The sequence below is a fragment of the bacterium genome (genome assembly GCA_035530055.1).
In the GTDB taxonomy this organism is placed as follows: Bacteria; UBA6262; WVXT01; order WVXT01; family WVXT01; genus WVXT01.
This window is the reverse complement of the sequence record DATKVN010000095.1, coordinates 15,898-40,086: the sequence shown is the minus strand read 5'-3', so window position 1 is coordinate 40,086 and position 24,189 is coordinate 15,898. Positions and strand designations below refer to the sequence as shown.

The 24,189-nt window shown below is 39.9% G+C and carries 20 protein-coding genes; all 20 read right to left on the bottom strand.

The features are described from left to right. Nucleotides 1-133: 133 nt before the first annotated feature. Nucleotides 134-1,093 carry a PAC2 family protein gene (locus tag VMW39_07425; GenBank protein HUW23844.1) on the bottom strand — a complete coding sequence of 320 codons (960 nt, stop codon included), beginning with the start codon at nt 1,091-1,093 and terminating at the stop codon, nt 134-136. A gap of 321 nt (nt 1,094-1,414) precedes the next feature. Next, nucleotides 1,415-2,185, bottom strand: coding sequence for a 16S rRNA (uracil(1498)-N(3))-methyltransferase (locus VMW39_07420; protein ID HUW23843.1), 771 nt, complete (start codon nt 2,183-2,185; stop codon nt 1,415-1,417). A gap of 63 nt (nt 2,186-2,248) precedes the next feature. Further along, on the bottom strand, nt 2,249-3,388 hold the full coding sequence (gene dnaJ, locus VMW39_07415) for a molecular chaperone DnaJ (GenBank protein ID HUW23842.1): 1,140 nt from the start codon (nt 3,386-3,388) through the stop codon (nt 2,249-2,251). 219 nt (nt 3,389-3,607) lie between these two features. Continuing rightward, entirely contained in the window at nt 3,608-5,512 is a 1,905-nt protein-coding gene (gene dnaK / locus VMW39_07410) for a molecular chaperone DnaK (GenBank protein ID HUW23841.1), read from the bottom strand. A gap of 269 nt (nt 5,513-5,781) precedes the next feature. Next, a complete protein-coding gene (gene grpE / locus VMW39_07405; protein ID HUW23840.1) occupies nt 5,782-6,330 on the bottom strand; it encodes a nucleotide exchange factor GrpE in 549 nt (182 codons plus the stop codon). Between the two features lie 7 nt (nt 6,331-6,337). After that, nucleotides 6,338-7,384, bottom strand: coding sequence for a heat-inducible transcriptional repressor HrcA (gene hrcA / locus VMW39_07400; protein HUW23839.1), 1,047 nt, complete (start codon nt 7,382-7,384; stop codon nt 6,338-6,340). 209 nt (nt 7,385-7,593) lie between these two features. Further along, nucleotides 7,594-8,547: a lysylphosphatidylglycerol synthase transmembrane domain-containing protein gene (locus VMW39_07395; GenBank protein ID HUW23838.1), complete on the bottom strand. Its 954-nt coding sequence runs from the start codon at nt 8,545-8,547 to the stop codon at nt 7,594-7,596. Nucleotides 8,548-8,572: 25 nt separating this feature from the next. Continuing rightward, nucleotides 8,573-9,691, bottom strand: coding sequence for an SDR family NAD(P)-dependent oxidoreductase (locus VMW39_07390; protein HUW23837.1), 1,119 nt, complete (start codon nt 9,689-9,691; stop codon nt 8,573-8,575). Between the two features lie 11 nt (nt 9,692-9,702). Beyond that, complete coding sequence (locus tag VMW39_07385) at nt 9,703-10,746, bottom strand: NAD-dependent epimerase/dehydratase family protein (protein ID HUW23836.1); 1,044 nt, start codon at nt 10,744-10,746, stop codon at nt 9,703-9,705. 14 nt (nt 10,747-10,760) lie between these two features. Then, nucleotides 10,761-11,957, bottom strand: coding sequence for a glycosyltransferase family 4 protein (locus VMW39_07380; GenBank protein ID HUW23835.1), 1,197 nt, complete (start codon nt 11,955-11,957; stop codon nt 10,761-10,763). 15 nt (nt 11,958-11,972) lie between these two features. Beyond that, nucleotides 11,973-13,403, bottom strand: coding sequence for a radical SAM protein (locus tag VMW39_07375; protein HUW23834.1), 1,431 nt, complete (start codon nt 13,401-13,403; stop codon nt 11,973-11,975). A 75-nt stretch (nt 13,404-13,478) separates the two neighbouring features. Further along, on the bottom strand, nt 13,479-14,201 hold the full coding sequence (locus VMW39_07370; GenBank protein ID HUW23833.1) for an FkbM family methyltransferase: 723 nt from the start codon (nt 14,199-14,201) through the stop codon (nt 13,479-13,481). 776 nt (nt 14,202-14,977) lie between these two features. After that, a complete protein-coding gene (locus tag VMW39_07365) occupies nt 14,978-15,928 on the bottom strand; it encodes a glycosyltransferase family 2 protein (GenBank protein ID HUW23832.1) in 951 nt (316 codons plus the stop codon). Nucleotides 15,929-15,966: 38 nt separating this feature from the next. After that, nucleotides 15,967-16,557 (bottom strand): acyltransferase, encoded by a 591-nt coding sequence (locus VMW39_07360; GenBank protein ID HUW23831.1) that lies wholly within the window; start codon nt 16,555-16,557, stop codon nt 15,967-15,969. After that, on the bottom strand, nt 16,558-17,565 hold the full coding sequence (locus tag VMW39_07355; GenBank protein ID HUW23830.1) for a Gfo/Idh/MocA family oxidoreductase: 1,008 nt from the start codon (nt 17,563-17,565) through the stop codon (nt 16,558-16,560). It abuts the gene before it with no gap. After that, nucleotides 17,565-20,225, bottom strand: coding sequence for a tetratricopeptide repeat protein (locus tag VMW39_07350; protein ID HUW23829.1), 2,661 nt, complete (start codon nt 20,223-20,225; stop codon nt 17,565-17,567). The genes VMW39_07355 and VMW39_07350 overlap by 1 nt, the downstream gene beginning before the upstream one ends. After that, the gene (locus tag VMW39_07345) at nt 20,222-21,319 is read right to left on the bottom strand and encodes a DegT/DnrJ/EryC1/StrS family aminotransferase (protein ID HUW23828.1); all 1,098 of its coding nucleotides are present in this window, start codon (nt 21,317-21,319) and stop codon (nt 20,222-20,224) included. Before VMW39_07345 ends, VMW39_07350 begins: the two co-directional genes overlap by 4 nt. A 200-nt stretch (nt 21,320-21,519) precedes the next feature. After that, the gene (locus VMW39_07340) at nt 21,520-21,975 is read right to left on the bottom strand and encodes a hypothetical protein (GenBank protein HUW23827.1); all 456 of its coding nucleotides are present in this window, start codon (nt 21,973-21,975) and stop codon (nt 21,520-21,522) included. A gap of 407 nt (nt 21,976-22,382) precedes the next feature. Beyond that, nucleotides 22,383-23,375: a flotillin-like protein FloA gene (gene floA, locus VMW39_07335; protein ID HUW23826.1), complete on the bottom strand. Its 993-nt coding sequence runs from the start codon at nt 23,373-23,375 to the stop codon at nt 22,383-22,385. A gap of 323 nt (nt 23,376-23,698) precedes the next feature. Further along, complete coding sequence (locus VMW39_07330) at nt 23,699-24,181, bottom strand: NfeD family protein (protein HUW23825.1); 483 nt, start codon at nt 24,179-24,181, stop codon at nt 23,699-23,701. Between the last annotated feature and the right edge of the window lie 8 nt (nt 24,182-24,189).

Here is a 24,189-nt window from a genome sequence, read left to right as displayed (position 1 = left end):
GACAGTAATGGTCTTCGTAGTGTAGGGCTTTATGCCCGTAATGATTTTGGTCGCGTAGGGGCGACCTTTATGGTCGCCCAAAGGCTTGTCCCCGTAAAATTTACTCCCGAACCGAAAAAGTGCCTGTCACTTTTTAATGGTGACCTTTCTTGAACAGGTCAAGGAACTTATCTTCATACTGCCTATATATATCCCATCTGTCCAGTTCTGCTTTTAATTCTCTTGCCTTGGAGATGTCTTTTTTTGCTTCCTGGAAGAGTTTTTGAATCTTCTCTTTAGCAGAATCTGGAATCCTGGTGTGGGCGTTAAGGCCCTCTTTTATTTTCTCAATTTCCTCGTCACTTATTGGTTTTTTTAGCTCATGCATTCCCTGGAGTTTAAAGTAATCGACAAATTTTTCAATCCCTCCCTCTATTTGCTTTGCCTGGTAATCGAGCTCTGAGGTGTCTACTTCCATTCCTAGCATTTTACACAGGATTTCCAAAACTGCCTTAGAGGATTTAGGATTCTCTATCTGGATAGTATAATAGGGGAGTTCACCTAACAAGCAGATGCCTTGAAATCCTTTCTCCTTGGCCACTGCTAATAATAACCCATTCATCCCGCTGATTTGCCCCTCGTTCATCAAAGAGACCCCGTAATCTATTAAATCCTTTGCCAGGGAAGGATGAGTTACCACTCCCCAAACTTTGGGCTCGTTGGTATGTTCCATAACAGAAGGCATGGCTGCAAAAGTATATACTCTTTCCACCCCAAACTTTCCTGCCAAATCTAAAATTTCACAAGCAAATTCATACTCTTTTTCCTGGGAAGGTTGAGCTTCGCCCAAAAATATCACCAAGTCATGCAGAGACTTACTGTCTTTCCAGTAGTAGAACTTGCTTTTGGGAAATTTCGGTGTTTCTATGATATTACCCTGGATAGAAGCATTCACGGGGTGGAAGAATCCGTCAGCTTCAATCTCTCCGAATTCTTCTGCCCTCAATTTCTCCCTTAAATAAGTGGCTGCTTTTAATGCCACATTCCCCATGCCCGGCCATGCTGCAACCAGATAAGGACTATTCAATTTAGGCTCCTTTTGAAGTTTAACCATTCTTTTCTCCTTTCAAAACACTAATAACTAAATTCGAAATACCTGGAGTCCTTGCGAAAGCAAGGTTCCCTTCTACCAAAACCTCCCTTTCGGGAGGACTCCAAAAGACTGGAGCAGCAGAGCTTGCTCTGCGTTATTAACGCGAAACAAGTTTCGCTACTCCAAAATTCTGGACTCCCAAATACCATAATTAAAGTTCATAAATTACTTTAAAAATTTGTCAAAATCTTAATGAATATTTATGCTTTTCATATCATATAAAACTTAAGAAAATGCTTTAAGTTTACTGTTCTTCCCCCTCCCCTGATAAGAGTCACTCAATCAGCCAAGGTCTCGTGATTCGTAAAGGGCTACTATGGCAACAACCAGTCCCGCAGTTTCGCTGCGTAGTATCCTGGACCCCAAACTGACCGGGACCACTCCCGCTCTCCTTGCCTCATCCACCTCTTCTGGAGTAAACCCACCTTCAGGACCAATAAATATAGCCAGAGGCAACCGGGAAATTCCACCCCCTACACTACTTCTCAGCACCTTTCTTAAGTGGTTTTTCTCTTCCATTTCCCAGGCGATTATGCCCATCCGGGGCTTTTTCGCTGAAAATTCCTTCAATGCCTGGGAGAAATCTAAAACAGGACCCACTTTGGGTATGGCGCTTCTCCTCGATTGTTTTGCCGCTTCCTGGGCAATCTTCTGCCAGCGAAGAGCTCTTTGTTTAATCCTCTTACAATCGAGTCTTACTATCGTTCTTTCAGTAGTTATGGGCACTATTTCTGAAATACCTATCTCCGTAGACTTCTGAATAATGAAGTCGAGCCTATTCCCTTTAGGAATCGCCTGGAAGAGCATTATCTTGAGTTTTGGCTCTGTTTCCTTTCTTTTTTGGGTAATTATCTCTGCTTTTACTCTGGGAAGCCCTGCATATCTATCTATCTCCAAAATCCTCACTCTGAACTCATTCCCATACCCATCAAATATATCTATCTTATCCCCTTCCCTCTTCCTGAGAACAGTTATAATATGCTTTGCTTCATTGCCGGTAATCAGAATTTCGTTACCTTTTATATCTTTTGGTGATACAAAAAAATGGGGCATTGTTAAACACCCCGTTCAAAAGTGATAAGTTTGAAGGTTCGGGCTTTGTAACTCTGGGACATTTCATTGCCTGAACATCTTCTTGAAAATTCCTTTACTATGTTCACGTTCCAGACGTCGGAACTCTTCCAGCAATTTCTTCTCTTCAGAGGTGAGCTTACTGGGCACCTGGACAATCACTTTTACATACTCATCCCCCTGACCTCTACCATGAAGGCTGGGCATCCCTTTTCCCTTAAGTTTAAATACTTTATCTGTAGGTGTGCCCGGAGGAACACGCATTTTTACACTACTTTTTAGAGTGGGAACTTCGACCTCGCCACCAAGGCAAGCTGTAGTAAACAGTATGGGAACCTCTATATACAGGTCGTTTTCTTCACGCTCAAAAATCTTATGGGGCTTTACATGGATTACCACATAGAGGTCTCCACTGGGACCACCCATTTCTCCGGCTTCGCCTTTTCCCCTCACCCTTATGCTTATTCCCGTATCCACTCCTGGCGGAATCTTTAAAGAAATAGAAGAACTCTTTTTAACTTTGCCTCTGCCATTACATACCGCACAGGGTGTCTCAATGACTTCACCTGAGCCACCACAGCGACTACAGGTCTGAGAAAAACTAAAAGTAAAGAATCCTCCCCGGCTATAACTGAGCTGCCCTGTACCCTGGCACTGGGGACAAGTCTTCCTTCCTGTTCCCGGCTTGGCGCCAGTCCCTGCACATTGGGAACAGGTTACCGTATGGAAAATCCCGATCTCTTTCTCTGTCCCTGTGGCTGCTTCTTCCAACGTTATGCTTTGACTATATTCAAGGTCCATACCTCTGGTTGCTCTTCTCCTCCTGCCTCTGCCTGCGCCAAAGAAATCGAAAAGGTCGCCAAAGGCCGACTCTCCAAAGCCGAAACCACGCAAAATATCCTCAAAGCCCCTAAAATCTGCCCCACGGAAAATATCTTCATAAGTGTAACTGGCATCGATTCCAGCATGGCCGAACTGGTCGTACTGGACTTTCTTCTTGGGATCAGAAAGCACAGCATATGCCTCGGACATCTCTTTAAACTTCTCCTCTGCTTCTTTCTTCTTCTCCGGGGCAACTCTATCAGGATGATATTGAAGGGCTAAACTACGAAATGCCTTCTTAATATCACCGAGAGAAGCATCCTTATTTATGCCCAAGACCTCATAGTAATCTCTCTTAGCCAAATTCTTCTACTCCGCATCCCGATTTTCAATCGGGAAATCTGTGCCTACAATAATGTTGGAGTAGCAGGTTTCAACCTGCGTCTTAAAACGCGGACTAAAGTCCGCTACTCCAAGGAAATCCAGATTGAATCTGTGCCTACAATGGTTTCTTGGAGTGTCAAGCAAAAGCTTGACCAGTGAAACTTTCGTTTCACACTCCTGACATCTGTAGGCACATTTTCAATTTTTCTTTTCCTCGCCTTCGTCTTTTTCTTCGTATTCAGCCTCAATTACATCTTCTTTTTCTTTCTTCTTTTCTTCCTTTTTCTCCTCTTTCTTTGTCTCTTTCTCTTCTTGCGGCTTTGCTTCTCTCTTTTTCGCTGCTTCCTTATAGACTTCCTCAGCTAATTTATGGGAAGCCTTGCTAAGTTCCTCCTGAGTCTTTTTTATCTTTTCCAGGTCGCTTCCTGCCAAAGCCTCCTTTGCCGCTTTCAAGGTTTTCTCTATTTTTTCTCTCTCCTCTTGGGAAACTTTATCTCCATACTCCTTCAATGACTTCTCTGTAGAATAGACCATCGTATCCGCCTGATTTCTCAGTTCAGCTTCCTCTTTTCGCTTCTTATCCTCACTGGCAAATTTATCAGCTTCCTTAACCATCTTTTCTATCTCTTCCTCAGAGAGTTTCATAGGAGCGGTAATCTTCATACTCTGTTCTTTCCCTGTTCCCAGATCTTTTGCAGTTACATGAAGAATGCCATTTACGTCTATATCGAAAGTTACTTCAATCTGTGGTATCCCGCGAGGAGCAGGAGGAATACCTACAAGCTGAAATGTCCCCAGTTCAGTATTATCCCTGGCCATAGGGCGCTCTCCCTGCAAGACGTGGACATCTACCGCTGGCTGGTTATCTGCTGCCGTGGAGAAGATTTGACTTTTCTTGGTAGGAATGGTAGTGTTCTTTTCAATCAATTTTGTGAATATTCCTCCCAATGTCTCTATTCCCAGGGAAAGTGGGGTTACGTCCAAGAGCTGGATTTCCTTAACATCTCCAGTAATCACGCCAGCCTGGATGGCAGCGCCCATAGCCACGCATTCCATAGGGTCAACACCTCTTTCAACCTTTTTCCCCACAAGGTTCTCCACAAAGCGCTGAACAATGGGCATCCTTGTAGGTCCCCCCACCATAATTATGCGGTCAATTCCGTCAGGAGTAGTCTTGGCATCTTTGAGAGCCTGGTCCACTGAGTCCCGGCACTTCTCCACAGTAGGGGTGACCAGCTCCTCCATCTTCGCTCTACTTAGGCTCTTTACCAAATGTTTTGGTCCGCCAGCATCAGCAGTAATGAAGGGGAGGTTAATCTCTGTGGTAAGGGTAGTGGAAAGCTCAATCTTTGCCTTTTCCGCTGCCTCCCTTAGCCGTTGAAAAGCCATTTTGTCGTTTCTCACATCTATACCTGTTTCCTTCTTAAACTCCTCTGCTAAATAATCAATTAGAGTATTATCCATATCTGTCCCGCCGAGATGGGTATCTCCAGCAGTTGCCTCCACATGAAAGCCACTGGTCTTTTCTGTCTTATCAAAGTACATATCCAGAATGGTAACGTCGAGAGTTCCTCCTCCAAAGTCGAAGACCATAATCTTCTGTTCCTTTCCCGCCTTGTCTATTCCATAGGCTAAAGAGGCTGCTGTTGGTTCATTGATAATCCTCTCCACATCTAATCCGGCAATTCTCCCCGCATCCTTTGTAGCCTGTCTCTGATTATCATTAAAGTAGGCAGGGCAGGTAATTATCGCCTTCTCTATTTTCTCGCCCACAAATGCTTCTGCATCCTCTCTTATCTTCTGCAGGATGAACGCGGATATCTCCTGAGGAGTATACTCCTTTCCCAAAATCTTATACTTATGGTCAGTACCCATCTTTCTCTTTGCCGCCATCACTGTTCCTTCGGGATTGGAGACCGCTTGTCTCCTGGCAGGCTCTCCCACAAGTCGCTGTCCATCCTTTGTAAAAGCGATATAAGAAGGGAAAGCCTTTCCCCCCAGGGTAGTACCCTCGGCGCTGGGAATAATTGTAGGTTTTCCTCCCAGCATAACTGCTGCTGCAGAATTGGAAGTTCCCAGATCAATACCTATTATCTTTGCCATTTACTAACCTCCTTTAGAATTTGAGTTTTGGAGTGTCAAACGAAAGTTTGACCAGTTGGGCGACCATCCCGATGTATCGGGGGACTCCAGAATTTTTGGAGTAGCGAAACTTGTTTCGCGTAAACGCACCGCAAGCGGTGCTACTCCAATTATTTGGAGTCCTCTCGAAAGGGAGGTTGGAGTGTCAAACGAATTCAATCCCGTAGGGGACGACCGCTGTGTCGTCCCTTTCCTCGGGTGGCCACGGCGGGCCACCCCTACTTTCTCAATTATTTGTCTTGTTTTTTAGCCTTGGCTACTACTACCATTGCTGGCCTTATAACTCTATCGTGGAGAAGGTAACCAGAACGTATTTCCTTTAATATCTCGTTATCCTTATGCTTATCCGATTCTTGATACTCAACCGCATGATGTAAATTTGGGTCAAACTTTTCTCCCTGAACCTTCAATTTCTTCAACCCTTCTTTTTCCAGTAGTTCTCTAAACTGCTTGTGAATTAACTCTACTCCTTTTTTAATTGCCTTAGCTTCATTTTTCTCATCTTTGGTTGAATGTAAGGCGAGGTCGAAACTGTCCAGTATATTAAGGAGCTTAACCACCAGTTCCTGTTTACCAAACTCAACCAATTCTTCCTTCTCTTTTTCTATCCTCTTTCGATAGTTGTCGAACTCTGCTTTAAGCCTCAAAAGCTGGTCGTAGTAACTATCAGCTAATTTCTTTTTCTCTTCAAACGATTGTCTCAATATTTCCAGTTCGCTCAGTTTATTTTCCAAATGGGAATCTATTGCTGGTTCCGAAGGCTTTTCTCCGCATTTCATTAGATATTTATCCTCCTTCTGAGTTTAGTATATTATTAACAATTTTGGCTACGAAATCGACTAAAGCGACCATCTTGGGATACTCCATCCTCTTATGCCCGATTATCCCTAATGCGCCTACTACCCTATTTCCAGATTTATAGGTAGAACTCACTACACTGAAATCCTTCAATTCGGGATATAAATTCTCTCTTCCAATTAGCACTTTTACACCCTCACTCTGGACAAGTCTTCTCACAATATCGAGAATAATCCTTTTCTCTTCTATAGCCCGAAAGACAGACCCCACCCCTGCGTAATCATATAAGTCTTCTTTAACAGAAGCCAAAATATTAGCCGAACCTTCCAGATATATCTCAGACTCTTCAGAAGTGAAAGCTTGACCTATCAAGCCCTTTGCGGCTTGCAGTAAACCGAGGTATTTATTAGATTCCTGTTCAATTATCCTATTCATCTCTTCTCTCATTTGAGATAAGGGCAAACCAGAGAGTTTTTCGTTTAATATTTTAGAAATTCTATATAGTTGACTCCGTTTCAAGCCATAGTTAAGTTGGATAGTCTTATGTCTGATCAACCCCGCCTGAATGACAAGAACAGCCAATATCCTCTTCTCTCCTAAGGGGATCAACTCAATATGCTTAAGGAAACTCCTGTCCAGCGTAGGAGTCAATATAAAACCAGCCTGGTGAGAAATAAGAGATAACATCTTGCTCGTCTGCCGCATGACCTCTTCCAGTCCTCTTCTCTTATCTCGATATTCCTTCGCGATGCGCCTTTCCTCCTCCTGAGTTAACTTCTGCGCCTCCATCAGACGATCCACATAAAAACGGTAACCCTTATCTGTGGGAATTCGACCTGCCGAAGTATAGGGATGAGTCAAATATCCCTCCTCTTCCAGCTCTGCCAGAACATTACGAATAGTAGCAGAACTGAAAGGAAAATCGTAATCCCTGACAATCATCCTGGAAGCCGCAGGTCTTGCTGTCCTCACATAATGGTGAATTACCACTTGCAGGATCTTCTTTTTTCGCTCCTTAAGATCGTTCATATTCATCGCTCACCCCTAAATTAGCACTCTTACTATCCGAGTGCTAATACAGTAATATAACATAAAAAACTTCGTTTTGTCAAGCGTACCATGAATAGTTGGGTAGCTAGAATGTCCTGTCGTGGAATTTGATAAAAATTTGTTTCAAGGTAATATCTCTCGTATAAGCAAGAATTTATTTAGAGGAGGTATTACCTTCGAAAGGATTCCGGTTTTCAATCCTTATTTTGTCCTCTTCTCCTTATTAATATATAACTGAAAATTGGGCCCAAAGTAAAAACCCAGAATAACACAACTATACGTCTCAATGTAGCCACTAATAGACCTTGAGCCGTTGTTATCTGGAACAACCGCGAAGAAAAGACAATAACCGCTTCATTTATACCTAGAGAACCGGGAGTTATCCCTATTAACATAGAAAGGATAGATAATGATGCTATTATCATAGTTTGTGTTAAGGAAATATTAACTGAAAAAGCACGGAATGCAAAAAAGATAATGAGAATGTTAATAAAGGCGTGTAATAAAACAATTAACAGTAACTTAGAAACCACAAAGGTGTTCTTTTTTATATCATGCCATGTATCGATAGCATTACTAATTTTGTTCAAGAAATTACTTCTAAAATTTGGCACTCTCGGTGAAAAAATAATAATTGCTAAGAATAAGAGAAAGAATATACCTAAGGCTCCGAAAACAATCCAGTTAAATATTTTATAGTAAGCGTATACTAAACACATCCCCGCTACTCCGATACTGGAGTTAACAAAAAAAACCATCACCGATGTAGCTACTAAGGCTGTCAAAAAGTAAGTATAAGGAAAATCGTGATATTTTCTCAAATAGATTCCCCTTAACCCAGCTCCCCCTTTGAAGGGCAACAAATAATTCCCTAACCTGGTAACTACAGATAAGCCAAACCATTCTCTACTTGTTAGGTCTATTCCAAATGACTTGGTTATTATCTTGGTTAATAGACCTACTAAGAATATCTCTAATAAAGATAGAAATAATAAAATTCCAATATCTTTTAAGGATAGGCTAAAAATTATTCCAAACTCATCGATATGATTTTTAACATAGATACCTGCCCAAACTATTAATGAAATTAGAATAATTAATGAAATGCTTTTGCTTTTAAATGTGGTTATAGCTTTTATATTTATCAATTTATATCGTTCCCGGAAATCTCCGTTATATAAGTCCTTTCTCCTTCAATTCTTCATAGGCTTGCTCAAACTTATCTGTGGACGGCTCTTTGTCTGACCATTCAATCAATTCCTTCATTCCTTCTTCAAAAGATATAACTGGTTTAAATCCCAATTTATCCTTAATCTTGGAAATGTCGGAGAAGCAGTGTCGGACATCGCCCTTTCTAAATTTTTTAGTTATCTCTGGCACAATATCTGCATGGCACAACCTGGCTAAAGTCTCAGCTATACTTTTGATGCTCCTGGCTACTCCTGAACCAACATTAAACAGTTCATAATTTGCTTCATCTTTTTCCAAAGCTAACATATTAGCCTGAACTACATCGTGAACGGAAACGAAATCCCTGGTTTGTATTCCATCTTCATAAATAACAGGAGGACGCCCATTCTTTATCCTACTCATAAATATGGCAACAACTCCCGTGTAAGGGTTAGAAAGAGATTGATGTGGTCCATAAACATTAAAAAGTCGTAAGGCCACCGAAGGGATAGAATAGGTCTTTCCAATATTCATCACCATCTCTTCCTGTCCCATCTTAGTAATAGCATAGATGGAATTGGAAACTCTCCTTGCTCTCTCATCCGTGGGAACAGGTCCAACCTTACGCTCACAATTTGGACAATATAACTCCCAATCCTTCTTCTCCATCTGTTCCTCACTTCTCAAGGGAGGACGTACAATACCACATTTACTACAGCGATAGTTCCCTTCTCCATAACTACTCATAGAGGTAGTTACGATTAATTTTTTAATAGTATGTCTCTTGTTAACCAGAATGTCCAATAGGTTAGCGGTACCTCCAATGTTAACATCGACGTATTTTTTAATCTCATACTGTGATTGTGCCACTCCCACTCTGGCAGCATAGTGGAAAATAATCCCCACTTCCTTAACTACTTTTGCTAATTTTTCATAATCTCGAATGTCCCCCTGGATAAATTCTGCTTCTCGATTTAAATAAGCAGGCAACCGACTCCCAGGGTGAACCTGGGAATCCAGGTTGTCAAATACTTTTACTTTATAACCCTTTTCTATCAATTTGTCGACAATGAAGGAGCCAATAAAACCTGCACCTCCAGTAACCAGAACATTAGTGCTCATCCTTTCCTCTCCTATTTAAAGATTTTTCTATTCTCATCAATCCATTCAACCAATTTCCTTACCCCTTCTTTGGGCTTAATTAGCGAATTCCAGTTTAATTCTTCCTTTGCCTTAGATATATCGGAAATATAAACTTTCTGGTCACTAGGACGCCAATCACTGAATTTTATCTTAGCTCTTTTTCCAGTAATTTCTTCTAATAGGTTCAAACACTCTAACAAAGATAAAGTATTTTGGGGACCGCCACCGATATTAAATACGCCATGGGAAAGGTCGCTTTTAATAAAAGCGTCATAAGCCTCTATCAAATCAGTAATGTATAACACGTCTCTGACCTGTTTGCCATCACCATAAATGGTTACTGGTTTATTTAAAATCGTAGCAATGGCAAACCAGGCAAGCCATCCCTGGTCCTCTACCCCAAACTGCCTTGTACCATAGATGCAGGACATCCGGAAAACGCCAACTTTTAACCCATACATCCAGGCATAATCCTGCATATATAAATCACCTGTCAACTTGGAACAACCATAAGGGGTGTGTTCACATAAATCGATGTCGAAGTTTTCGGAAATACCCTTTCCATATCTATCTTCAAATCGGTAACGGGACTCTTCCTGGATAACACCGATTTTGTTCACATTTTCTCCATATACTTTGTTGGTAGAACAGTAAATAATTACCGGTTTGATTTTCGCTCTTCGCACCGCTTCCAGTAGATTAAAAGAGCCCAAAGCATTAACTGAAAAATCGGACCAGGGGTCACTTAGCGAAGTAGTTACAGCTGTTTGTGCAGCGGCATGAATTATAATGTCTACATCTCTGCAAGTTTCCGTAAGAAGTTCCAGATTCCTTATATCTTCTTTGATTAAAGAGATATTCTTGTATTGTCTTAAATAATTCCAGTTATATTCAGCATTCTTCTCACTCTTTCCCAAAAGTTTCCCCCGGGATAAATTATCCAATACTACAACGTCTTTACCTTTCCTTGCATAGTATTCAGCAACGTGAGAACCGACAAAACCAGCTCCTCCAGTAACTAAAATTTTACCCATACGCTATCTCCTCTCTAGGCGAATAAATGTTTAACCTTTTCAGAAATATCCTTTCCTTCAATGAAATCAGCGTCTACCATCGCTATCTTACGCCAGTCCAATTTTTCTATTCTCCGGCGTCCCTTTGCTGTCATTAACTTTATTTTTTCTTTATCCATATGTAGAACTTTTATTATATCCTGAGCAAACCTTCGGGGATTTTCTACTTGAGTAAAAGTAACCATAGTCTCATCAACTATTTCCTTTACCCCAGGCAGGTCACTGACCACTAACGGAGTGCCTGAAGCTAAACCTTCCAAAAGTTTGAAGGAAATTATAGCCCTGGAAAATGGTATGTCAGGCATAGGAACAACACTAACCGTCGTGGCTGTTAATATCTCAGGTATTCTATAGTAATCGAGCCAACCGGTAAATATGAAATGATCCTGGGTCCTGTTCTTTTCTATTATTTTTTTTATCTCCGATAAATATTCTCCTTTTCCGGAAATTAAAAAACGCGCCTCAGGAATCTCCTTGAGCACAAAAGGAGCAGCCATTGCCAAAAACTGCAGACCTTCGTGACGAGATATTCCTCCCTGATAACCGATTATCGGCTCATCACCAATTCCGTACTTTCTTTTTATGTCGTTTGCATTCCTACCAGGTGTAAATATCTCCGTATCTGCACCGTCAGGAATCACCACTATCTTTTGAGAAAATGGTTTTCTTATCATACTTTTCATTGTTTCCGTAATCATCATTACCCGATCCGCTCTTCTAATAGTCCAATTTTCAATCCATCTAATAATTCTCGAAACCGGATAACCCAGAAAATGGTACCTCTGTTCAGCCTCAAATAAATCACTAAACATATCAACGTAAAGTATTGTGGATTTTGCCTCTTTTTGCCAAACTATCGGGATGGAGTGGACTACATTAATCCCAAAAAGAACATCGAAATCGAAATTCTTAAGAATTTTTTTCATCTTCAGGATGAAATAAAGACTGTTCAACATTTTTCTAAAATTAGACTGCCATCTCGAAGTCGACCTACCTACCCCCACACAATTACATCCGAATCTTCTCGAAGAATCCTTAGCATCTTCGGTTACGCCATGGAAAATCGTTATTTCGTGTTTCCTTCGCACCAATTCCTTTACTAAGTAGAAACACCTGATGTTTCCGCCGTGCAATTCTTTAAACCCTATAGCGATGATGATACCGATTTTCATTTCGCCGCCCTTTGACTACAGGAATCTTTTATAAAATGACAAGAATCCCCTGATTACTTTTTTGAATTCTTTGGGTGATTTGGATATCCTGTTCAAAATTTTGAGAGCATATTTTGAGCGGAGGTAAAATCTTCTCCAGAATAAATAATAGAGTTGTTGTATCCTTCGGGGAGAAATTTCTCCTGTAAAAATTGCTGGACCAGTTGAACAATAATTTTCCCACTTCTCGGCATGAACCAGCCGTTTGTCTCTCATTCCTTCATTGTACATTTGTGTGCCTGGATAAGGCACCACGTAACTTACCTGAATGAAGTCAGGGTTGAGTTTAATTGCTGTGCTAATGCTCTGTTCAATATCTTCTTCATTTTCATGAGGAAAACCAACCATAAAAGTGCAATATGTTTCTATCCCTAATTTCTTACAGATGGATATTGTTTCTTTTGCTTTCTCCATATCGATTTTTTTCTTAATCATATCTAATATTTTCTGAGAGCCTGATTCAATGCCAAAGTTAACTCGGACACATCCAGCTTCCATCATCCATTTATATAATTCTTCATCACTTTGAGTAATGTGCCCAAAACAGTTCCACACTATCTTTTTGTGATAGCCTCTTTTTCTTATCTCATCACAAAGCGCTATCACTCTTTTCTTATTCAAAGCAAAAGTATCGTCATCAAACTTAATCTCTCTCATCCCATACTTTTCGATTAAGATTTCTATTTCATCACAGATATTTTCTGGGGAGCGAAATCTTTGTTTATGACCGTACAGAACATCTGGCCATAAACAGAAAGTACAATGAAAAGGACAACCCCGGGAGGTTAGCATAATTATTGAGGGAGAACGATGGAGAAAACTATCATATATAGAGAGGTCGAATTGATGCCAAGCTGGAAATGGCAATGCGTCCAGGTTTTCGATTAATGGTCGATCTTTATTGACGATAATCTCATCAGGGAAGATTTTTTTCCTAAAGGTTAATCCTAAAATTTCGTGATAGGGCCTTTGCATGGCAATATCTCTAATAGTATATTCAAATTCGCCCCGAATAATGCCTGTAAGAAAATGGTTCTCCTCCATTATTTGCCAGTGGAAAGTAGTAACGTGGGCGCCGAAAAAAAATATCTCTGTATTTAAGGACCCTTTTAGCGATTTTGCATTTCTCAGGTCCTCATTTATAGTTGGAGTTGATGTTTCGATAAAACAAATATTAGGCTTTTCATTACTCACAGCTAAGACAAATTTTTCCGAATCGTATTCCTCGGCCACAGCATCAATGATTTTCGTCTCTATTCCTTCCTTCTCTAATATGGCAGCAACATATCCCAGGTAGATAGGAAAAGCGAGGTGTTTATCTTTCCTGATGTGTGGCCACCGAGAATTGCTTCGGCACCCGTATCCATCTTCTACTTCCCAGGGAGGGTTAATAATTAGAACCTTCAAGATAAAACCCCAGCCTCCTTTTTCTCCAGCAAGAATACGACCCCAATACTTTTTAAATGAACTTTAATTTAATTCTTACTTAAATTTATATTTGCTTGCATAAGTTGTTAGATGAGTATAATTGGATGTTTCAGTGTAATAATTTAGTTCTCGAAATATTTTTTCTAACTCCTTGTAAGTTTTATTCCCGTCTCTTATATGATAACTTGCTACAGCAAGATTTACTTGAAACTTTTTAAGTGTTTGAAATGCTCCTTTTATTGCTTCAATTTCTGCTCCTTCAATATCCATGATAATGGAATTAACTCTATTTAATTTATATTTTTTCACTATTACATCAATTGTTATACATTCAATTCTATACTTTGTTTTTTTATTATGTATATTTTTTTCAAATAAAACACCAAAGTCTTTATCTGATTGTTTGCCTTCATAAAATTCTATGTATTTATTTTTATTCCATAATCTTTTATTTAATAAAACTACATTTTTCAGCCCCAATTTTTTAATTCTTCTCTCTAGAATTTTAAAGATTAAAGAATTAGGTTCCATGGAGATAATTTTGCCATTTTTTCCAACAAGTCTTGAAAGAAGAATAGTAAAATTTCCTTTATATGCGCCGGCTTCAATTACGACATCATTCTTTTTAGGGATATATCTTCTAAGATAACCTGAATAACTTGACTCAAAAAATTTAAAAATATTTATTGGGGCATAGCTAAAAAAGATATTGAAAATAAAATCATCAAATTTGCTACTAATTATTATACAGTATAGGTCTTGTAATATAAATGTCAAAAACTTTTTCACTAAATTAAGTTATCAGCAATATTCAAATGAATGTTAAAAAATAATAAATAAAGGTGATCTCCTAAAAGAGAAACTTCTAAAGATGTTTTTAATCTCTTAAAACATTTGAGGAATAATGAAATCTAAATTTAATATAAATTTCATAACTGGATGTATTTCTTTATATAAACTAAAAGATTTTTTATTTTGCCAGTCTTCAATTTTTTCCGGGCTTATTCTATTGCTTACAATTCTTTGGTAAGGAAATAAAAGTGTTCCCCTGTTCTGTCATTAATTTTTGTTTCTCGTTCTTATTCATTTATTCTTCTCATCAAATTAGAATTATAAAGAACAATATATATCAACTTTTAATTCTTTTTGATTAATTCTCCGGAAATAGTCGCTCTCCCAGTAAGCACCTGTTCAAAGTTCTCTAAGGTAACTCTCAACGCTCCCAGAATAGAAAGCAGCTCATCTTTTGAGATAACATCATAATAGCTTTTTAAAATTTAAAAAATTCGAGAAGAGCTTCCGTTTTCTTGTTTAAATATCGAAGAGAACCCATCAGCCAAAGAAAGTTCCACATCCTCTTCGACTAGAATACCCAAGAAATCGAGAGCACCGACCATTCGATTGGTAAAATCGCCGAGAAAATCGTGTCTCTTTTACACTTACTAAAAAGATCGACAGAAAATACCTGAAAAAGATGAACCTATCACTTAAGGAATGAGATGTCAGTCATCCGCGTCTATAGTAACAGCTAAAATTGTTTCTTTTTTTGCCGTTCACTTGAGGTCCTTATTATATTCCATATCGAACCACATCGCAAACAGAAGAAATTGCAATCCTGCAATAATCAATAAAGCCGCAAAAAGAGCACTGGTTGCCGCAACAGGACCTACGAGGAGCCTACGAAAGAACATATAGAATCCAAAAAACGTCCCAATTGCAGTAAATGGGATTCCCAAAAAATAGAAGAAAACTAAAGGGTGGAAATCTCTTATAATATACTTTTCTTTCATTCTCCAAAAGAACATCCTTAATAACAAAAAGGAAAGTGTAAAAGCAATTTTCCATATTTTGACGCCAGATTTCTCGCCAATATTGTAAATAGCTCTGACGGGCACATCTTTTACTCGAAAATAATGGATATTCAACCTGACCAAAAAATCGTTGGGCATACCAAATCTCTTGTAAACCTTATCCAGGTTTACCACCTTGAGAACTTTTAGAGAAATAGCAGTATAGCCACATTGAAAATCTGCCACATGCCAATATCCGGACGCAATTTTAGTAAGTAGTGAAAGGAAAGCGTTCCCCAGATATCTCTTTTTGGGCATCATGTGCCATGTACCACCGGTAATCAGCCTGTTCCCTTTTGTGTAATCTGCTTGGCCATCAACCACAGGATCAAGTAATTGGGGAAGGTCTGCGGGGTCCATTTGAGCGTCGCCTGCCATAACCGCGGTGACATCCATATTGTTATCTCTAGCCCATTTATAGCCAGTAACTATCGCTCCACCAACTCCCTGGTTCTTCTCGTGCTCTAACAGAATTAACCGCCCACCCAATGTCTCCTCAAATTTCTTCACTTCTCCCACTGTATTGTCTTTACTCGCATCATCTACAATAACTATTTTATCAACGAATTCCGGCATCGTTTCCAAAACTCTGCCAATAAGTTTCTCCTCATTATAAGTTGGTACAACCACAGCTATTGTCTTTCCTTTATACATAGTTTCTCCTTCCATACTCCATTCTTATACCTGGAGAATCACTTCACTTTCTTTACTTGCTCTCCTTCTTTTTCATATCGCCTGTGGCATTTTTGACATTCTGCCTTATTATCAGTAAATTGCAATTTGGTGCCACATTCACACATCCAGCCCTGAATCCTTGCTGGATTACCATAAGCCAATGCGTAATCAGGGACCTCTTTTGTTACCACCGCACCTGCCCCAATGAATGCATATGTTCCTATGGTAATACCGCAAAGGACTGTTGCATTGGCCCCAATGGTTACTCCCCGTTTGACTAAGGTTTTCCCGTATTCATCTAATCTACGAGGATAATCAGAACGAGGATTAAACACATTGGTAAACACCATCGACGGACCGCAGAAAACACTGTCTTCTAAAGTGACATTCTTATACACAGAGACATTATTTTGAATCTTAACGTTGTTTCCAATTTTCACATTAGTATCTACATATACATTTTGACCAATTTTACAATTCTCGCCAATCTGTGCTCCCTTCATAATGTGAGAAAAATGCCATATCTTGGTGCCTTTCCCTATCTGAACTGGTTCATCTACGTATGCAGATTCGTGCACGAAATAATCTTTTTTTTCTTCTTGACCCATCTATCCCTCCAATTTCACTAAAGTCCCGTAATTCTCCATCGACTTCTGTGCTGCCTCCAACACACGCACTACACGTAAACCATCTGCTCCATCACTCAAGGGGCGTTTATTCTCCCTAATGCAGTCTAAGAAATGCTGGCATTCAATTTTAAGGGGTTCCTTCATATCTATCTTAGGTATACTGATGTCGCCAATCCTTAATGTGATGGAATCTCCGTAGGAGACGTATTTTCCCGGGGAATCGGCTCCTTTGTCATAGATTTTAATCTTTTCAGAACTTTCCATGTCATCAAACACGACCATCTTTTTACTTCCTACAATGGTGAACTTCCTAATCTTATGTGGATCAAGCCAGCTAAGATGAACCTGAGCCATTCCTTTATCCTTAAAATGTAAGTTCACAAAAACGACGTCTTGTATATTTTCTTGCAGATAAGATTCCCCAAGGGCATTTACACTTTCTGGTTCTTCTCCTAAAAAATAGAGTATGACCGATACATCGTGAGGGCCAAAACTCCATAATGCATTTTCATAACGCCTTATTTCCCCTAAATTTACCCTCTGTGAGTAAATGTAGTAGACCTTCCCTATTTCTCCGCTGTCTATGAGCTCTTTCAATTTACGAACTGCAGGATGGTACTCAAGCAAGTGTCCAACCATGAGGATGCGATTTTTAGCTTTGGCAATGCCGATTAAGTCTTCACATTCGTGACTATTGAGAGCTAATGGCTTCTCCACTAATACATGTTTACCGGCAAGCAGGCATTCCTTGGCAATCTCATAATGATGTTGCGCCTCGGTGACTATGGCAATTGCTTCTAACTCAGGATTTTTCAGTAAGATCTTGTAGTCTTGGGTTGTTTTTATATTCGGAAAAGATGCTTTGATAGAATCGAGGCGCTCTTTTTTCTTGTCACAAATTGTATGGATATTACAGCCCGGCAGCTCAAAAAAGACTCTGGCCAGGTTGGGACCCCAGTATCCTGCACCTATAACTGCTACATTCATTATCTTCTCCTTTCTTCAACTGAGTATATTTCTTGCAGATTTGTTAGCAGATTTCTGAAATTCTCATTTTTGGGAGCTAATTTCACCGCTATCTTTAATTCCTCTATTGCCTCTTTATATTTTTTCATCTCAGCGTAAACTAAACCCAAATTCCCGTGACCCTCAGCTGAATCTGGCTTCAATTCTATGACTTTTTTGAAATTTTCCCAAGCATTATTTAGATCTCTCTTCCGAAAATATAAGTACCCCAAAAGTAAGGCGGCGTCCCCGTCATAGGGATTGAGAACAAGGGAATATTTACACTCTTTTATGGCTTGTTCGAGGTTTCCTTTCTTCATATATACGAAACCAAGATTGAAATGAACTACTGCTGAATCAGGCATTATCTTATTGGCTTTTTGCAGGAGATTGAAGGCTTGATCGACCTTGTTTCGAGCAATTCGGTTTCTCGCCTCCATTATATACCCCTCCATCTCCGGAGTTTCGTATATCTCCACATAATTGATGCGTTCATTTCCTTCATATCTGACCTCGAAGAGATAAACGTCTTTTTCAGCACAGATTAGCTTCAGGTTGTTCCTCCAGAACTTATGGAAAATTGGAAAATCCTCATCTTGCCAATCGAAAATTTTGTACCCTTTTAGACGATATCCCTCCCTTCGATTATACAAAACATGGGTAATGCCCAAATTCTTAAGTCTTTCTAACAACTCATCAGTATCCTTGCAAGATCTCACCAATCTGATAACAATACTGTAGGGGTCTTCGGCCAGACTGGTAACAAACTCTCTCTCGCAATAATAACCTCTCGCTTCGCCTATAAACAAAACCTTTGCATCCAATGGTAAATTTTCATTAATATACTTGACCACTGGAAAATAATAGGGCATTAGGTTAAAGCCTATGCTATCCCTATATAAATATTCCTCCCTCGATTCCCTGCCCAAAACCACGCCCCAGGGGTCTTTGTTCTTGGTAAGTATAATTAAACTCCAGCCAATATTATTTATCAACATAAGGAAAACAAGAAAAATTAATATCTTTGTAAAGTATCTATTTTCCTTTTCAACTTTTATTAGAAGATAGGAAATTATTATCCCAAATAGAGTAAGTCCGGAAATAAAATATCTTAAATTTCTGGTGGCTAACAAACTCCAGGCAAAAAACCAAGCTACTCCCAAAAAAATCAAAAATTTGATCAGACTCTCTTTTCTCAAAAAGAACAACAAAGGAAGCAGATATAAAAATATGGGTCCAACAAAAGAATTGGAATCATTGCCTTTCTTCGTAAGAGTCCAGGGAAATATCAACCACTCTTTTATATTCCTTGTAGAGTATGTGGACCATTTCTTAGCCCCCCTGTTCAAGTACACTTCAATATCTATACGCGCGTATTTAGAGTCAAGGTAAAAATTTTTACTCTTGAACATGCTACTCAGAAATGGGTGGAATGGATTGTTCGTATAAACGGTGTTCTTTATTAACCAGGGAGAGAATAGAGCTGTAGCTACAGCACAAAATAGAAAAGTTTTCTTAAACGATATTTTTATTTTTTCCTTATGTACTATTATTGTTATCAGGAAAATAGAAATAGCAAATAGAAGAAAACCGTACATAGCAGTATATTTTGTTCCCATGGCCAAACCGCTAAATATACCAGCCGTGATTAACCAACTGCCTCGAGCTCTCTTCTGTTTCTCATCCCTTCCATTTATAACAAACCAATTCACCAAGGCGAAGACCGCCAGGAACTCGTAAAAAGTCAGACAAAGGTCGACTCCTGTCACGCGGGATTGCATGGCGACCATAGGAATTGTATAAAATATAGCTGCCGCTAGTAGTCCTACCCGATAGTTAAAATACTTGCGGCCGAATGTGTAAACCAGTAGAACTACAAGTATCCCCATTATCCAGTGCATAAGTTTCGCCAGAATATGTGTCCCTAATAAGAGACTCAAGGTATATAACATTTGCATATTTTGTGGGAATTGAGAGGTGAATATGGTTTCAATATATCTTATCCCATGACTTATCTTGTACAGGCTGGGAACTGCTAAATGAAATACCAAAGAATCATAGAATACTGCCGGGACCAGAGCTCCGGCTAAATTTATTACTGCAGCTACTCCCAGCATTCCCCAAAAAAATATGGTAAACATTGTAGGTCCGGTCTTAGGCGACGGTAATCTAGGTTTCTGTTTCCAAACCTTCTTAACTTCGAAAAATGAAAAAACACTCAATACTCCCAACACAGAATAGATTACCCATGTATAGTATAACTTCAAAATACCCAGGCCAAACATCATTAATGACAAAGAGCCAAATCCCAGGCCTAAAGCAAAAATAGTACTTTCTAATATAGACTTTCCCTCAATCCTTAATAACTTTAGAATCTTCCTGCCGATGCCAAAAGCAATCATACAAATTATTCCCAAGCCAACAAATAACAAAAGGTAGTAACCTGTTGAGGTAAGGAATCTGCCCAAACTAAAATTGTGCGGATATCGGAGATTGGAAAAGATATTAACTATCCATTTCAACGAAACCAGAAAGCCCCCTTTAATAAAATAGTTGCGATAGAAAAAGTAGGTCCAGAAAATATAAAAACCTGAAAGGATAATAATGGGAATTTTTAAAACATTTTGAGTTTTTTGTTTCAATTTTCTTTCCTTATTATCTCCACAATTTTTTTAATTTCATCTTCAGTCAATTCGGGAAACATGGGAAGAGAAAGCAATCTTTCCGTGCAGGCTTCAGAGATAGGAAAATCACCTTTTTTATAACCAAGGTAAGTGTATGCTTGTTGAAGGTGTAAAGGTAGAGGATAATGGATGGCTGTAGAAATCTCGTTCTTCTTTAGCCTTAAGTACAATTCCTCTCTTTTCTCTATTCCAATTACATAAAGGTGATAGACATGTTTGGCATATTCCATTTCCAGTGGGGTTTTAACTCCACTCCCTTTGAGTAATTCATCATATAATTTGGCGTTTCTTCGCCTCTTTTCCGTCCATTCCTCAAGATGTCTCAACTTTACTCGCAGTATCGCAGCCTGGATTGCGTCCAGCCGATAATTATATCCTTCTATTTCGTGGTAATATTTTCTCTGGTAACCATGATTCCTCAATAAACTCATCTTTTCTGCCAATTTCTGATTATCCGTGATTGCCATCCCTGCATCTCCGTAAGCGCCCAAATTTTTTCCGGGATAAAAGCTGAAGCAGGCAATATCTCCCAGGCTTCCCACCTTCTTCCCTTTGTACTCGGCACCATGGGCCTGGCAAGCATCTTCAATTACAACGAGATTGTGCTTTTTAGCAATCTCCATAATCTTATCCATATCGGCAGGTTGACCAAATAGATGAACGGGGATAATCGCTCTGGTTTTTTCCGTAATCGCCTGTTCAATCTTCTCAGAATCCATATTATAACTTCTATCTTCAATATCTACGAAAACAACTTTCGCACCAGTATGAGATATTGCTTCCGTAGTAGCAATAAATGTATAGGGAACGGTAATGACTTCATCGCCTTGCTTAATCTCGCAAGCTACCAGTGCCAGGTGAAGAGCAGTGGTTCCCGAACTTGTCCCTATTCCATATTTAACTCCACAAAATTTTGCAAATTCATTCTCAAATCCCTGCACATTTTCTCCCATAATAAAGGCACTCTTATCGATGACTTCCTTAATAGCCCCATCAATCTCTTTCTTAATCGACAAGTACTGACGCTTTAAATCAACCAGAGGAATATGCACTCAAAGCCTCCTTCAATTTCCCAGTTTGTAGTAATTAGTTAGTCGATCTTTTCCCAGCCGATAATCAGTTACCAGAAATTTGCGCTCTACCAAACACAAAAACCCAAAAAGATAATGACTGACACTCTCAGCCTGCTCCTGTCCTTTTGGGTTGGTTCTCTCTTATTTTTCATCTAACAATTCAGGGAAAATTATAATCTTCAGCGAATTCTCCTGAATGGCTTTTTAGCCCTGGGAGGACCGAGAATCTCAGAGATGAGTATCCCCCTTCCCAGGGTTTCTAAATCCTCTAACTCGATTTCCAGTTCTTCCACTTCAGAACTCGGTTCGAGAACAGGAGGCACTTTAATTTCTCTTTCGGGCAATTTTTTTACTCCCATAGTCTCAGTAACTTCTGGTTCTTCCACTGGAGGGAGAATAATGTGAGGCTGTTCACTAACAGGAATACCTTTTTCTTCACCTCTCAAGACCTTAAAAACTTCACTTAACTCTTCTTCGGGAAACATTCCCGCTGTCTCCTCTTCAGTCTCTGCATAAGCCTCCCTTTCCCCTTGGAGACGTTCTTTTTCCCTGCGAGACCTCTTCCTTAATAAACTGCCTGATATTAACCATACCAGTGCTAAAACTACCCAGAAGATTACTTCTATACCTTCCATATCCACTCCATCTTTTGCTTTGCTTATTTATCGATATTTAAAAGATAGTTTGTGAAGAATTATTGGAATTTCAGCCAAAAAACGAAGACGACCTATGCCCCTAATGCGAGAGGATTTGGTGTAGCGAGCATTAGAATTTTTAGCCAAAAATCGAAGATCAGAGTTTAGTCCCGCGAAGACGGGATAAACTCCTGAGATTTTTGGCGGTGCTCAAAGAAGATATTCCCTTCGGGAATACTTCCATAGGGGTTTCACCCCTCTGGCGTTCACCCCGATTCCATCGGGGCTCACTGTCACCCCTTGGGGGAAATCAGATTATTTCCCCCAAACCCCCTAATCCGCATCCCGATTCTTAATCGGTATGCTTACAAAAAATTGTCAGCGAGCGAACCAAATCCCGAGCATACCTACTTCTTCTCTTTCTTTTCTGGTCTTTCTGCCAGAGACTCCCTCATTTTTGTATCTGCCTGAATGTTCTTAAAATTATAGTAGTCCATAACTCCCAGGCGGCCTTCTCTGAAAGCGTAAGCCATTGCTTTGGGAATTTCAGCTTCAGCTTCCACAACCTTTGCTCTCATCTCCTCGACAAGGGCTTTCATCTCTTGCTCCCGAGCTACCGCCATTGCTCTCCTCTCTTCAGCCTTGGCTTTGGCTATCTGCAGGTCAGCCTCTGCCCGTCTCTGTTGTAACTCTGCTCCGATATTCTTGCCTACATCCACATCGGCAATATCTATGGAGAGAATTTCGTATGCTGTGCCTGCATCCAGCCCCTTTGCTAATACCTTTTGAGATATCAAATCCGGATTCTCCAGAACTTTCTTATGGGTTTCCGCAGAACCGATGGTGGTAACAATGCCCTCACCAACTCGAGCGATAATCGTATCTTCTCCTGCCCCTCCCACTAATCTCTCTAAGTTTGTTCTCACTGTAACTCTTGCCTTTGCCAAAAGCTGAACACCATCCATAGCTACAGCATCTACTGTTGGCCTACCTTTTGAGGGATCGGGAGCATCGATTACCTTGGGAATTACACTCATATGGACTGCTTCTAAGATATCTCTTCCCGCAAGGTCGATTGCTGCACCACGTTTGAAGTCCAATGGTATATTGGCTTTATCAGCAGCAATTAGTGCCTGAACTACTCGCATTACATTTCCTCTGGCAAGATGATGGGCTTCCAGTTCACTGGTCTCTACCTGCAAGCCAGCCTTAACTGCCATAATCTTTACATTGACTATCAGGGCTGGAGAAATGCCCCTCAGCTTCATTCCCAAAAGATTAAATATGGAAATGTGGGCACCCGATGCCACAGCCCTGACCCAAATGTTCAGAAAGTAGAGGAACATTATGGCAAAAATAACTCCGACTATTACTACCAATCCAATTAAAAACTGTACCATTTCTCACCTCCCATAAACCTTTCGTTTTTATCGTCCAAACCAAGAATTGTCAAAATCTATTTAAAAGATAGTTTGTGATATGGAGTCCTTGCGAAAACAAGGGTTCCGTTTTAAGCCCTCCCTTTCGAGGCTGTGTCGCAACCCTGTTTTGGGTAGTCGCAGGCTTCAGCCTGCGTAATTTCTCCGTCGAGAACGCAACCTAAAGGTTGCGGCTACCAAACAAAAAATCTAATTATGACACAGCCTCTTTCGGGAGGACTCCAGACCTTTCCACGTCAAGAAATTCCCGGGCGACGAACAAACTATCTTTTAATTTCTGAAACTCAGACTACCTTTTCTTCGTTTATTCTTCTGACTACAACTCTATTCCCTTCCACCATCACCACCTTTATCTTACAACCCTTGGGTAGAAATACTCCCTCACTTACCACATTGACCTTTCCACCATCTATTAATGCCTTGCCAGAGGGTCTCAAGATAGTCAGCGAAATACCAGTTTTATCTTTTAGGTCTTCTAAATTTTTCGAAGTAGAGCGGAAGCCTTTTTCTGTCGACTGAAGGAATAGTTTCCTGGACAATCTTGTCTTAGTCCCGAACTTCATTACTAAATAGACGCTCACCATAGCCAACACCAAACCGCCAACTAAGAAATAGGAGCCCCCAACACTACCAAGTTGAACGAAAGCAATCCATATAGAGCCTACGATTAAAAAGAACCCAATCGTTCCCAGAATCCCTCCAGGAACAAAAACTTCAAAACAAATTAGAACCAAACCTGCCAGATATAGAGATAAGCTTAGCTTCATTTCTTTTC